At 68.6% G+C, this 12,299-nt stretch carries 15 protein-coding genes; 8 read left to right on the top strand and 7 right to left on the bottom strand.

Features of this window, described 5'->3' with window-relative positions; all coding sequences use genetic code 11:
* Positions 1–10 precede the first annotated feature (10 nt).
* The 6 genes from HJG45_RS27885 to HJG45_RS27860 all read left to right on the top strand — a co-directional run bounded on the left by HJG45_RS27885 (position 11) and on the right by HJG45_RS27860 (position 4,464).
* Positions 11–118 (top strand): transposase domain-containing protein, encoded by a 108-nt coding sequence (locus tag HJG45_RS27885; RefSeq protein WP_408902020.1) that lies wholly within the window; start codon positions 11–13, stop codon positions 116–118.
* Between the two features lie 54 nt (positions 119–172).
* Positions 173–1,003, top strand: a complete 831-nt coding sequence (locus tag HJG45_RS27880; protein WP_254452855.1) for a zinc-binding dehydrogenase — start codon at positions 173–175, stop codon at positions 1,001–1,003.
* Positions 1,004–1,096: 93 nt separating this feature from the next.
* Complete coding sequence (locus HJG45_RS27875) at positions 1,097–2,251, top strand: glutathione-independent formaldehyde dehydrogenase (RefSeq protein ID WP_171617211.1); 1,155 nt, start codon at positions 1,097–1,099, stop codon at positions 2,249–2,251.
* The gene (locus tag HJG45_RS29590; RefSeq protein WP_368040694.1) at positions 2,184–2,651 is read left to right on the top strand and encodes a zinc ribbon domain-containing protein; all 468 of its coding nucleotides are present in this window, start codon (positions 2,184–2,186) and stop codon (positions 2,649–2,651) included. The genes HJG45_RS27875 and HJG45_RS29590 overlap by 68 nt, the downstream gene beginning before the upstream one ends.
* Before the next feature lie 51 nt (positions 2,652–2,702).
* Positions 2,703–3,278 carry a type 1 glutamine amidotransferase domain-containing protein gene (locus HJG45_RS27865; RefSeq protein WP_171617207.1) on the top strand — a complete coding sequence of 192 codons (576 nt, stop codon included), beginning with the start codon at positions 2,703–2,705 and terminating at the stop codon, positions 3,276–3,278.
* Between the two features lie 55 nt (positions 3,279–3,333).
* Positions 3,334–4,464, top strand: coding sequence for a two pore domain potassium channel family protein (locus HJG45_RS27860; RefSeq protein WP_171617205.1), 1,131 nt, complete (start codon positions 3,334–3,336; stop codon positions 4,462–4,464).
* A 123-nt stretch (positions 4,465–4,587) separates the two neighbouring features.
* Here the strand turns inward: HJG45_RS27860 and HJG45_RS27855 are convergent, their stop codons facing one another.
* From HJG45_RS27855 to HJG45_RS27835, 5 genes are read right to left on the bottom strand one after another with little or no spacing between them, the layout of a single operon-like run.
* Positions 4,588–6,207, bottom strand: coding sequence for a GMC family oxidoreductase (locus HJG45_RS27855; protein ID WP_368040693.1), 1,620 nt, complete (start codon positions 6,205–6,207; stop codon positions 4,588–4,590).
* A 23-nt stretch (positions 6,208–6,230) separates the two neighbouring features.
* Entirely contained in the window at positions 6,231–7,088 is an 858-nt protein-coding gene (locus HJG45_RS27850) for a TauD/TfdA family dioxygenase (RefSeq protein ID WP_111472874.1), read from the bottom strand.
* A 37-nt stretch (positions 7,089–7,125) separates the two neighbouring features.
* Positions 7,126–8,007 carry a TauD/TfdA family dioxygenase gene (locus tag HJG45_RS27845; protein ID WP_111472873.1) on the bottom strand — a complete coding sequence of 294 codons (882 nt, stop codon included), beginning with the start codon at positions 8,005–8,007 and terminating at the stop codon, positions 7,126–7,128.
* A gap of 13 nt (positions 8,008–8,020) precedes the next feature.
* On the bottom strand, positions 8,021–8,839 hold the full coding sequence (locus tag HJG45_RS27840; protein ID WP_111472872.1) for a phytanoyl-CoA dioxygenase family protein: 819 nt from the start codon (positions 8,837–8,839) through the stop codon (positions 8,021–8,023).
* 37 nt (positions 8,840–8,876) lie between these two features.
* Complete coding sequence (locus HJG45_RS27835; protein ID WP_165839105.1) at positions 8,877–9,605, bottom strand: GntR family transcriptional regulator; 729 nt, start codon at positions 9,603–9,605, stop codon at positions 8,877–8,879.
* Between the two features lie 346 nt (positions 9,606–9,951).
* Between HJG45_RS27835 and HJG45_RS27830 the strand changes: the two genes are divergently transcribed.
* The gene (locus HJG45_RS27830) at positions 9,952–10,659 is read left to right on the top strand and encodes a GntR family transcriptional regulator (RefSeq protein WP_111472870.1); all 708 of its coding nucleotides are present in this window, start codon (positions 9,952–9,954) and stop codon (positions 10,657–10,659) included.
* A 29-nt stretch (positions 10,660–10,688) separates the two neighbouring features.
* On the top strand, positions 10,689–11,531 hold the full coding sequence (locus HJG45_RS27825) for a phytanoyl-CoA dioxygenase family protein (RefSeq protein ID WP_111472869.1): 843 nt from the start codon (positions 10,689–10,691) through the stop codon (positions 11,529–11,531).
* Between the two features lie 240 nt (positions 11,532–11,771).
* Here the strand turns inward: HJG45_RS27825 and HJG45_RS27820 are convergent, their stop codons facing one another.
* Together HJG45_RS27820 and HJG45_RS27815 are read right to left on the bottom strand one after the other, a co-directional pair.
* Positions 11,772–12,005, bottom strand: coding sequence for a hypothetical protein (locus tag HJG45_RS27820; protein WP_111472868.1), 234 nt, complete (start codon positions 12,003–12,005; stop codon positions 11,772–11,774).
* A gap of 37 nt (positions 12,006–12,042) precedes the next feature.
* The gene (locus tag HJG45_RS27815) at positions 12,043–12,186 is read right to left on the bottom strand and encodes a hypothetical protein (protein ID WP_165839104.1); all 144 of its coding nucleotides are present in this window, start codon (positions 12,184–12,186) and stop codon (positions 12,043–12,045) included.
* Positions 12,187–12,299: the final 113 nt, after the last annotated feature.

Below are 12,299 nucleotides of genomic sequence, written 5' to 3'. Positions count from 1 at the left end.
GGAAGCCTACATCGCAGCCGTGCTCGACCGCCTCGCAAATGGCCACCCCATCACCCGTATCGACGAGCTGCTACCCTGGAACTTCAGGCCAAGCCGTCAACCCACCAGCGTGGGCTGACGCATACGGCGCACCGACTTTTCCTGCTGCGATAATACCAACCCGAAGCCGCTCATGGCCGAGGCGGTCTGGGGCCACAGCCCAGCCGGCATCATCGGCTATAGCCATGCCCTCGGCGGCTGGGCCGGTAGCCATGCCAGTTTCATTCGGGTTCCGTTTGCCGACGTGAACGTCTTCAAGGTGCCGGAGGGCATTCCGGACGAGAAGGCGCTTTTCGTGTCGGACGCCTGTCCGACCGGCTTCATGGGCGCAGACCTCGCCGGCATCCAATCCGGCGACATCGTGGCGGTCTGGGGCTGCGGCGGCGTCGGCCAGATGGCGATGCAGAGTGCGCGCATCCTGGGCGCCGAGCGGGTGTTCGCCATCGACCGCTTCCCCGAGCGGCTACGCATGGCGTCCGAGCACTGCGGCGCCGAGGCGCTGAACTATGAGGAGGTGGACATCCCCGAGGCGCTGACCGAGCTGACAGGCGGCCGCGGCCCCGACCGCTGCATCGACTGCGTCGGTATGGAGGCGCATGGCATGGGTGTCGGCTATCTCTACGATCTCGCAAAGCAGCAAGCGCTGCTGACGGAGCGGATCGTCGCGCTGCGGGAGGCAATCCGGTGCTGCCGGAAGGGCGGCACTGTTTCAGTGATGGGAGTCTACGGGGCGTTCGTGGACAAGTTCCCGATGGGCGCCGTGGTGAACAAGGCGCTCACCATCCGCTCCGGCCAGCAGCACGGGCAGCGCTATGTGGACCGGCTGTTCGGCCACATCGAGCGCGGCGAGATGGACCCCTCGCACCTGCTGACGCACCCGATGTCGCTCGAACAGGGGCCGCGCGGCTACGACCTGTTCAAGAACAAGAAGGAGGGCTGCGTCCGGGCCGTGTTCACCCCCTGACGCCGATCATCCGCGACCAGGCTTCCAGACCACATCAGCCAGGGAGCTCTCGATAGGCTGCGCGTCCAAATGCCCGATCCGAGGAGAATGCAAATGAGAGCAGTCGTATATAACGGCCCCCGTGATGTCGCGGTGCAGGATGTGCCGGACGCAAAGATCGAGAAGCCGACGGACGTGCTGGTGCGGATCACGAGCACCAACATCTGCGGCTCGGACCTGCACATGTACGAGGGCCGGACCGATTTCCCGCGTGGCGGGGTGTTCGGGCACGAGAACCTCGGCCAGGTGATCGAGGTCGGGGCCGCGGTCGATCGGGTGAAGGTTGGAAACTGGGTCGCGATACCGTTCAACATCGGCTGTGGCTTCTGCAAGAACTGCGAACGCGGCCTGAGCGCCTTCTGCCTCACCACGGCGGATCGGAGCGTTGTGCCGAACATGGCCGGCGCCGCCTACGGCTTCGCGGACATGGGACCGTACCGGGGCGGCCAAGCCGATCTACTGCGCGTTCCCTACGGCGACTACAATTGCTTGAAGCTGCCGCCGGACGCAGAAGAGCGGCAGACCGATTACGTGATGCTGGCCGACATCTTCCCGACCGGGTGGCACTGCACCGAGCTCGCCGGCCTGCGTCCCGGCGAGTCGGTCATCATCTACGGAGCCGGGCCGGTCGGCCTCATGGCTGCCCACTCGGCCATGATTAAGGGTGCCTGCATGGTCATGGTCGTCGATCGCCATCCCGACCGGCTGAGACTGGCGGCCTCGATCGGTGCCCTGCCCATCGATGACTCGAAGGGCTCCCCGGTGGACCAAGTCATGGCGCTGACGAACGGCATAGGCGCCGACCGGGGCTGCGAGTGCGTCGGCTACCAGGCCCACGACCCGGACGGCCACGAGCATCCCAACATGACCATGAACAACCTGGTGAAATCGGTGAAGTTCACCGGCGGCATCGGGGTCGTCGGCGTCTACGTGCCGCAGGATCCGGCCCCCCAGGATGAGCTCTACAAGCAGGGCGAGATTGTCTTCGATTACGGTCTTTTCTGGTTCAAGGGGCAGAGCATGGGCACCGGCCAGTGCAACGTGAAGGCCTACAATCGCCAGCTGCGTGACCTCATCGCGAAAGGCCGCGCGAAGCCTTCATTCATCATCTCGCACGAGCTGCCGCTGGGCGAGGCACCGAATGCCTACAGGCACTTCGATGCGCGCGACGACGGCTGGACCAAGGTGGTCCTCAAGCCTGCGGCGTGACCGACTGACACTGGGGCGGGGTGGCCTTGCCCCCTCGGCCACTCAGCCGCCGGTCTGCTTCACAGCCACGCATATCGAGGGCGCCATGCCGGTTTACGAGTACGAGTGCCAAGAATGCGGAAGGTTCACGGCGATGCGGCCGATGGCAGAGTTCCGCGATCCCTGCGCCTGTCCGACCTGCGGCTGCAGCGCTCCACGGGCTTCCCTGAGCGCGCCCAGCCTCGCCGGCATGGCCTCCGCCCGCCGCAGTCTTGTCGCTTCGAACGAGCGTGGCGCGAAGGTGGCTCATCCCGCGGGCTGCGGATGCTGCGTGCGTCGGTGGCCCCTCCCGAGCGCGTTGTCATCGAAGGGGGGCCGCATCTTCTCGTCGAACGGACTGCCAGGGAGGCAGGGGCGGTAGCGGTCACGAGAGCCGATCCCATCGAACGCAATCCCTCACGGAGACACGAACATGGCTTCTGGTAACCTCGACGGGCTGAAGGTAGCGATCCTCGTCACCGACGGCTTCGAACAGGTCGAGATGACCGAGCCGCGGAAGGCGCTCGATCAGGCAGGCGCCAAGACCAGCATCGTCTCGCCCAAAGACGGGCGGGTGCGCGCCTGGAAGTTCACCGAATGGGGCGACGAGTTCCCGGTGGACGTGCCGCTGGCCAAGGCGCGCCCCGAGGAGTTCGACGCCATCCTGCTGCCTGGCGGCGTCATCAACCCCGACACCTTGCGGATGAACGAGGGTGCTGTCCTCTTCGCTCAGGCCTTCCTCGATGGCGGCAAGCCGGTGGCGACCATTTGCCACGGCCCCTGGACGCTGATCGAGACCGGCAAGGTGAAGGGGCGCCGGATCGCCTCATGGCCGTCGCTGCAGACCGATGTGGAGAACGCCGGCGCGGAGTGGGTGGACCAGGAGGCGGTGGTGGACGGCAATCTCGTCTCCAGCCGCAAGCCCGACGACATCCCAGCCTTCAACCGCGAGATGATCGGTCTGTTCGGGCGCGCGCACGCCGGTCAGGCTGGACAGCGGACACGATAGCAGAATGCTCCCGGGCCTCCACGCCTTCGGCGTGACCGGGGCGGAGGCCTCCTGAATGCCGGACTGGCTCGAGCAGGTGGTGGGCGCTTTCCTGGTCCTGCTCGTGCTCGCCGACGTGTTCCTGACCGTCCTCTACGCGCGTGCCGGCACTGGAATCATCAGCACGCGCCTGGCGCGTGCGACCTGGGCCGCGTTCCGCGTCGCGGCGGGAGCGCTCGGACCGCGAGGCGGTGAGGTTCTCGCCTTCTGCGGTCCCGCGATCCTGGTGCTGCTGGTCGCCGCCTGGGCGCTGGCACTTACCCTCGGCGCGGCGCTCGTCATGCACCCGCTTCTCGGCACCGCCATCACCGCCCAGAGCGGCGGGACGCCGACCGATTTCGTGGCGGCGATGTACGCCGGCGGCAGCAGCATGGCCATCGTCGGCTCGAGCGACTTCGCGCCCCAGACCGACTGGGCGCGGATCCTCTACCTCTTCAACTCGCTGGCCGGCATGTCCGTGGTGTCGCTGACCCTCACCTACATCATGCAGGTCTATGCCGCGCTGCAGCGGCGGAACGCGCTCGGCCTGAAGCTGCATCTCCTCACCGGCGAAACCGGCGACGCGGCCGAACTTGTGGCCCGCCTTGGGCCATGTGGCCAGTTCAGCGCGGGCTACTCCGATGTGGCGGAGGTTGGCTCCGGCATGGCCGAGGCCAAGGAGGCGCACCACTTCTACCCCGTGCTGTTCTATTTCCGCTTCCGCCAGCCCTTCTACTCCGTTTCCCGGTCGGCGCTCATGGCGCTCGATGCCGTGACGCTGATCCGCAGCGCGCTGGATGACCAACGCCATGGCTGGCTGAAGGAGTCGGCGGCGGTCGAGCAGCTCTGGCGGGCCTCCCTGGTCCTGGTCACGACCTTGGAGGAAACCTTCCCGATCGACGGCGCCTGCGAGCAGGCGAGGCCGTCGGCAGGGGAGGCGTCGGACCGCTGGCGCCGGCGTTACCGGTCCGGCGTGCAGCGCCTGCGCCGGGCCGGGATCGAGACGACGACGGATGAGGAGGTGGGCGCGGAAGCCTATGTCTCGCTGCGCAGCCGCTGGGATCCCTTGATAGCGAGGCTCGCCCCAGCGATGGCGTATCGTATGGACCAGATCGATCCGGCCGGCGATCACCCGTCCGGCGAGCCGGCGCCACGGTATCGCCACTGACATCGCCCCGGGCGCCATGCCTCACTGGCGACATGGCCGACCGTGCACCGATCAGGCCATGCATGCTCTGGCTAACATTTCGGGCTGAAGCGAGCGGCCTTTGCATAGTTTCCGGAGAACGGCTCACGCGACTGCCCTGGCCAATGCGGCGCGACGTGCAGCCAAGACTAGGTCCGAGGCTTTCTCAGCGATCATCAGGGTGGCGGCATTCGTGTTGGCCGAGACCATGGTTGGCATGACGGACGCGTCCACCACCCGCAACCCCGCCAGGCCGCGCAGCCGCAGCTCCGGGTCGACCACGGCGAGCGGGTCCGTGCCCATCCGGCAAGTGCCGACAGCGTGGTAGACGGTCGAGCCCCGCGTCCGGGCATAGGCGAGCAGCGCCGCGTCGTCCGCGCAGCCCTCACCCGGCACGGTCTCCGGCCCGAGCCAGGGCGCCAGCGCCCCGGTCGAGAGCAGCCGGCGCGCCCAGCGCAGCCCCTCCACCGCGGCCCGGCAATCCTCCGCCGCCATGAGGTAGTTGGGCTGGATCGCTGGCGCCGTCTGCGGGTCGGGCGAGCAGGCACGCACATGGCCCGTGCTCTCGGGCCGCATCTGCCAGACACCACACGTCATACCGGGCAGGGGTTCCAGCTGGCCGGTAACCCCGCCCTCGCCGTAGCTGGCCGGGGTAAAGACAATCTGCAGGTCCGGTTCGTCCAGCTCCGGGCGGGAGCGGAGGAAGGCGCCAACATGGGCCGGGCTGAAGGCGAGCAGCCCACGCCCGCTGACCATCCAGGCGGCGATCTCCCACGACAGCCGCGGCAGGCGGGCCCGCTCGTTCAGGGTGGCGGGCCGCGTCACGCGCCGGACAACGCGCATGGCGTAGTGGTCGCGCAGGCCCTCGCCGACGCCGGGCAGGTCGTGCAGTGGCGCGATGCCAGTTGTGCGTAACTGCTCAGCCGGCCCGATGCCCGAGACCTGCAGCAGGTGCGGCGAGCCGATGGCGCCGGCTGCGAGCAGTACCTCCGCCCCGGCCCGGACGCTCCTGATCCTGCCCTTCTGTCGGTAGATGACGCCGACGACTCGCCGCCCCTCGCAATCGAGGCGCAGCGCATGCGCTCCGGTCTCGACCCGCAGGTTCGGCCGGCCGCGGACCGGGCGCAGGAAACCGGTCGCGGCGCTGTGCCGGCGCCCGTTCCGGATGGTACGCTGGTAGTAGGCGACCCCCTCCTGCGCCGCGCCGTTGTAGTCGGGGTTGCGCGGCAAGCCGAGGCTCTCAGCGCCGGCGATGAAGGCCTCGCAGATTGGGTGGCGCTCGTGGATGTCCGAGACATGCAGCGGGCCGCCGCGGCCGCGCCAGGCCGGGTCGCCGCCCGGGCGGTCCTCCGAGCGCCGGAAGTACGGCAGGACATCGGCATAGGACCAGCCGCGGTTGCCCATCTGCGCCCATGTGTCGAAGTCGCGCGCTTGGCCGCGGACATAGAGGTGGCCGTTGATCGAGCTCGACCCGCCGAGCAGCTTGCCGCGGGGAAAGAAGATGGCGCGGCCGTCGACCCCGGGTCCCGGCTCGGTGCTGTAGCACCAGTTGAAGCGTGGGTCCTGAAAGGTCTTCAGGAAGCCGGCAGGCGCCCGCACATAGGGATGCGCATCCGACCCGCCGGCCTCCAGCAGCAGGACGGAGATCGTGGGATCGGCCGAGAGCCGGTTGGCCAGCACGCAGCCCGCCGAGCCGGCGCCGATGATGACGTAGTCATACTGCACGGAAAGGAGGGTCTCCGCGCTAGTCATTCCGCGGCGGCCCGGCGCGGCTCCTCGCCGGCAATCGTGGTGCGCACCATGTGGCGGCGCTCGGCGACGCTGCGGAAGGGCGTCGCGCGGTGCAGCACTGCCCGGTTGTCCCACAGCACCAGGTCGTGCGGCGCCCAGCGGTGGCTGTAGACGAAACGCGGTTGGGTCGCAAAGGCCATCAGCCGGTCGATCAGCGCCCGCCCCTCTGCCTCTGCCATGCCCTCGACCATGCGGGCATGGGCGCCGAGGTAGAGCGCCGGGCCATGCGCGCCCGCGACCACCATCGGGTGACGCACCGGCGGCCAGTCCGCCCGCTCGGCCTCGGTGACCAGCGCAGGCTCGACGCGCGAGCGCGACCAGCCGAAATCGTGGACCACGGTCCTGTCCTGCACTGCGGCCCGCAGATCCTCCGGCAGCGCCGCATAGGCCGCGCGCAGGCTGGCGAACTCGGTATTGCCGCCCTCGCCCGGGATCTCGCGTGCCGAGAGCATGGAGGCACGCGCCGGCACCGGCTTAAAGGAGCTGTCGTGGTGCCACGACTGGTTAGCGCGGTTGTTCAGCACCTGCTTGTCGGTCGGCGGCGCGATCCGCCCGTCGGGGCCGATATTGGTCAGCACAATGAGCTTTCCACCCGCGCCGTTGGCACCGGCCCGCGTGGTCTCGAGCGGACCGAAGCGCTCACTGAAGGCGACCTGCGCGGCGTCGTCGATCGCCTGGTCGGGGAAGACCAGCACCGAGTAGCGCTCGAAGGCCTCGCGGAGACGCGCGAACGCGGCGTCCTCCGGCAGCCGGCGCAGGTCGAGGCCGGTGACCCGGGCCGCGAAGAGCGGCTCGATCGGCTGGATCTGCAGCATGGGTGGTCCTCCCGTTTGTCCCGTTGAGCCTCTACCGTCAGGCGGCCTGCTCCAGGGTCGGCCGCGAATCCTGCAGCGTCACGCGGCGCATGTCGCGCGGATGCTCGCTGTCCTCGAACGGGCGGGCGCGGTGCAGGGTGCAGCGGTTATCCCATATGACCAGGTCATGCCGGCGCCAGCTATGGCGATAGACAAACTCGCGCTGGGTGGCGTGCTCCATAAGGTCGCGGACCAGGGCCAGCGCCTCCGGCACCGGCCAGCCGCGGATGCGGCCGATATGCGAGGAGAGATAGAGCGAGAGCCGGCCCGATCCCGCGTGCCGCCGCACCAGCCGCTGCGGCACAGGCGCGAACCTCGCGCGCTCATCCTCGGTGAACTCGGTGAAGCCGAGCTGGCCGCGGGAGAAGAGCAATGAGTGCTCGCAGACCAAGTCGCGCAGCTTAGCCTTTGTCCTCTCCGGCAGCGCGTCCCAGGCGGCGCGCATGTCGGCGAACTCGGTCTCGCCGCCCTCGGGCGGCACCACGCGGCCATGCAGCAGCGAGTATTTCGCCGGCGTTGCCTTGAAGGAGCTGTCGCTGTGCCAGAGCCGATTGCCCAGGTTGAACATCCGGCGCCGATCGTCCGCCGCCAGAAGCTGGCCGCGCTCGTCCAGGTTCGAGATGTCGTTCATCTGGGCGTGCTTCAGGCGGCGCTTGTGTAGGTCCACGGTGGCCGTCTCGGCCTCCAGCGGCCCGAAATTCAGGCCGAAGGCGATCTGCTGGTCGTCGTCGAGCGCCTGATCGCGGAAGACGAGGACGGCAAAGCGGTCCATCGCCGCCTCGATCTCGGCCACCGCCGCGGGCGGCAGGGGCACGCGGAGGTCGATGTCCTCGACCTCCGCGGCGAAGAGCGGGTGCAACGGGGTGAGGCGCAGGGCCATGACGTCCGCTCCCCTACTCGGCCGCGACCGGCTGCGCCGGCGCCAGGATGTCGTCGGTCCCGAGCGGCAGCGGCGTCCAGTTGGTCGAGCGTACATAGTCCGGCCGTGGGTTCGGCACATCGCCGGGCCGGTTCGCGGTGCGGTTGTAGACGTAGTAGACAGCCCAGCGGTCGTGCCGCGACAGGTTGTGGCCGGAGGCGTGCAGGATGTTGCAGTGGAAGAAGACCACGGTGCCGGGCGGGCCGATAATCGGCACCGGCTCCGGGCTGCGCTGCATAATCGAGAGCAGCTCATCCTTCGGCACTACCCAGAGCCGGTAGGAGCTGGTGTGGTCGTCCATCTCCGGCTCGAGATTGCCGACCCTGTGGCTGCCAGGAATGAAGTAGAGGCAGCCGCTCATCTCGGTCGGCTCGTCCAGCATCACCAGCGCGGTCGTCATCTCGGGTGCCGGCACGCCGTCGCGCCGCCAGGAGCCATAGTCCTGGTGCCACTGCCACACCGAGCCGTCGATGGCGGTCTTCAGGTTGCACTTGGTGTGGTGGATGTAGAGCGCGTCGTCGCCGAGTACCTGTCGCGCCGGCTGCAGCAGGCGCGGTGCGCGCGCGGCGGCGCGGAACACGGGCGAGGCGGTGGGGCCGTCGGCCTCGTGCACCCTGAAAATAGTCTTGGCGACGCCGCCGCTGCGCTCGCGCACCAGATGGTCGGTGTCGATCTCCTCGATGCGCCGCAGTTCCTGCTTCATGGCCGCGACCTCGGGCGGCGAGAACAGGCCGGGGAGGATGAGGAAGCCGTCGTGTTCGTACTGGTCGCGCTGCGCCTGGGTGAGTTGCAAGACGTTTCTCCCGCGCCGGTGAACTGGCATGCCAGTCTTATGCCAGAAGCATGTCAGCTGCAAGCCCGGGCAAGGTCCCTCGCGCGAACGCGACCATGTGGGCCACCAGCCGGTCGGATGCCTCAACAGCCGCAGCCTCCTCCGCGGCGGCAACGGCCCGCGCGATGGCGGCATGCAAGCACGCCGTCTCAGCGAGCTCGGCTAACCCGCCGTGGTGGAAGAACCAGAAGCGGCGGGAGACTGCATGCAGGGTCGCCACCGCCGCCGCCGCGATCTCGTTCCGCGCTGCCCGGCCCAGCGCCTGCCGCAGTTCGCCGTCAATCCGCATGAAGGCACGGATGTCCTCCTCTCCCGCCACCTCCTCGAGGCGGGACGCGAGCTCCGCAATCGCGGCGCGCTCGCGGGCCGTCGCGCGCCGCGCTGCGGCGCGGGCGATCAGCCGGTCCAGCTCGCGGCGCGTCTCCAGCACCTGCAGCTGCTGCCGCAGGTCGACCGCCGTCACCACCACTCCGCGCCGAGGCAGCACCTGCACCAAGTGCTCGCGGGCGAGGCGCTGCAAGGCCTCGCGAACCGGCGTCGTCCCGATGCCGAGCTGCCGGCCAAGACTCGCCTCGGAGACGACGCTGCCGGGGGCAAGCTCCAGGGTGACGATCATCTCCTCGAGGCGGCGGTAAGCCTCCTCCGTCAGGGTCGATGCCGCCGCCGTGGTTAGGGCAGCCGCGGCCTGCGGTACCGGCGCAGCCTTTTCAGGGGTGGCCTGTGTCAACTCGTCTCGGTTGTCCATAGCGCGGCACGATAGCGGAGTGCGGGGACAGCTCTCCAGGAGGGTATCGTCTGCGCCCTCTGCCAGCTCGTGCCCTCCGCCACTTTACAGTCGCGGGTGGTGGACGTGGGGCGTCCCAGGCGCCGCGATCGGGGCCGCGGGGGGGGGTGCTGATTGCGACGGCCAGGCACCTGTGCCGCCGGCTGCGCCCTGCACGGCCAGGTTCACCGTTGATGCAACCATTGGTGGTCATGGCGACCGCCTCACACGTCCTGATCCTCCGCCGACGGCATAGCTTGACCAGCGGTCTCACACTCTACATTCTGCATTCAGAGTTCGGAGACGTTCGGTGCTCGCCGACTGGCAACTGCAGCCTCTGCAATCCCCGGAAAAGCTGGTGGGCCGCTGCCACGCCCTTCTGCTCGACGCCATCTGCGACGGCCGGCTGCCGCCGGGCGCGCGCGTCACGCAGGAAAGCCTCGCCGCGATGCTGCAAGTGTCGCGGCAGCCGATCAGTCATGCCCTCGTGCTGCTCAAGCAGCAGGGCTTTCTGCGCGACGCCCCCGGCCGCGGCCTGGAGGTGGCGCCTGTCGACCCTGATCACCTGAAGGCCGTGTTCGAAGTGCGTGCCGCACTGGATTCCTTGGCCGCGGCGAGTGCCGCACGCCGCGTTGCGTCAGGGGACCGGACGCTGCGCAGCCTCGATGCCCTGGACAAGGTGCTTGCCGACGGCGAGGCCGCCGCGCATGCGCATGACCTCGCCACGCTGGTGCCCCTTGACATGGCCTTTCACGAACTGCTGGCCGATATGTCCGGGAACCCCGTCGTGCTGGATATCACGCGCCAGCAATGGGCCCATGTTCGGCGCGGCATCGCGGTCGCCCTGCAGGACAAGGCCTTTCATCTCCGCTGCTGGCAGGAGCACATCGTCATCGCGGCGGCGATCCGTGCCGGCGAGACGAACACCGCCGCCCGCCTTGCCCACGACCATTGCGAAGTGGCTGGCACGGAAACGTGGCAGCGCCTGCGTAGCATCTCGGAGCAAAGCGCTGCCTGACAATAAAACAGAAGACGGAGGAGGAAACCATGTCCAAATTGCTGACGAACGATGCCGTTGCGCACTACCGCCGGGACGGCGTGTACTGGCCGGTGCCGGTGCTGACGACCGATGAGGTCCGGTACTACCGTGAGTGCCTTGAGGCTTTCGAGCGAAGCCAGGGCGGCCCGCTGCGCGGCTCCCTGATGTTCAAAACGCACCTGCTGTTCACCTGGGTAGACGAGCTCATCCGCACACCCAAGATCCTGGACGCGGTCGAAGACATTCTCGGCCCGAACCTGATGGCGTGGAATACGCATTGGTTCATCAAGGAGCCCGGCGACGGCCGCTACGTCGCATGGCATCAGGATACGACCTATTGGCACCTGGAGCCGGACGAGGCGATCACCGCTTGGATCGCGCTGTCGCCCGCGACGAAGGAGAGCGGCGCGATGCGCATGGTCCCGGGCACGCAGACGCGCGAAGTCGTGCCGCATGTGGATACCTGGAAACCCGGCGCAATGCTGACGCGTGGCCAAGAGATCGCGGTCGATGTAGATGAAGCGATGGCGGTCGACGTGGAACTGCAGCCGGGCGAGATGTCGCTGCACCACCATAAGATCTTCCATGCCTCGGGCGCCAATCATGCGCAGGACCGGCGCATCGGCCTGGCGGTGCGCTATATCCCGACGCATGTGCGGCAGGTGGCGATCCACGGTGACAGCGCAGCACTCGTGCGCGGCGTCGACGAATACAACCACTTCCGGCACGAGCCGCGCCCGGACCGCGACATGGACCCCGCGCTGGTTGCGATGCAGGCTGAGGCTGCGCAGCGGCAGGCCAGCATCCTTTACGCGGGCACCGGCCGCCCCACATTCCGGGCTGATCTGTGACCGGGGTCGTCTGAGACCAAGGCCGCTCAGAACCTGGGATCGTGCACTGCTGGGCGGAACGGCCGGTGGGGCAGTGGTGGTAGGTACGCATGCGCCGCCGCCTTCCCGGTTGCTGACCCGTGTCGTTTCTCGCCTTCTCCAGATCCACCCACGCAGCGCCGGCCTGGCCCGCGGTCCGGCAACCTGCGCGCCCGGCTCCTGGCCCTCCCCTGTCCGGGTGGGTCACAGCCGCTCAGAGGGCTACAGCCCGACCATCCCGGCTGGGCTCTCGTCGACGAGCTTGGCGCGGTGGATGTAGCCGCGCATGATGCGGATGTCGCGGTGGCGGCTGTGCTCAATGATCGCCTCGTCGCGCGCGCCAGCCTTGTAGGCTTCGGTGATGAAGCCAGCCCGCAGCCCATGCAGGGACAGCCGCTCGAGGCCGGCTGGTTTGAGACCGGCCAGCGCGAGGCGGCGGGCCAGGAATCTGGGCAAGGCAATAGGGGTGCAGGGCGGCGGTCTCCACGGTGCCCTAGTGGTCGACCTTGCGGAACACCGGGCCGTAGCGGAAGTCGCTGGCCTGCAGCCAGGCTTCCAGAGCCCGCACCGGGCAGGTCTCGGGCTTGCGGCCGCGCGGCAGGCCGAGCTCGGCCCCCCTGCCCTGACCAGCCCCCATCGAGTGATCCGGGTTAGATTTTAGTGGATAACCCGTCCGGCGATCTGCGCGGCGCCGCCTGAGCCGGAGCCGCTGGGCCTGGGCACGTGGTCTGCCCTCAGTACTTCCGGCGC

The organism is Roseicella sp. DB1501 (assembly GCF_013112485.1).
In the GTDB taxonomy this organism is placed as follows: Bacteria; Pseudomonadota; Alphaproteobacteria; order Acetobacterales; family Acetobacteraceae; genus Paracraurococcus.
The sequence above is the reverse complement of the archived record's forward strand: the minus strand, read 5'-3'. Positions and strand labels throughout refer to the sequence as shown.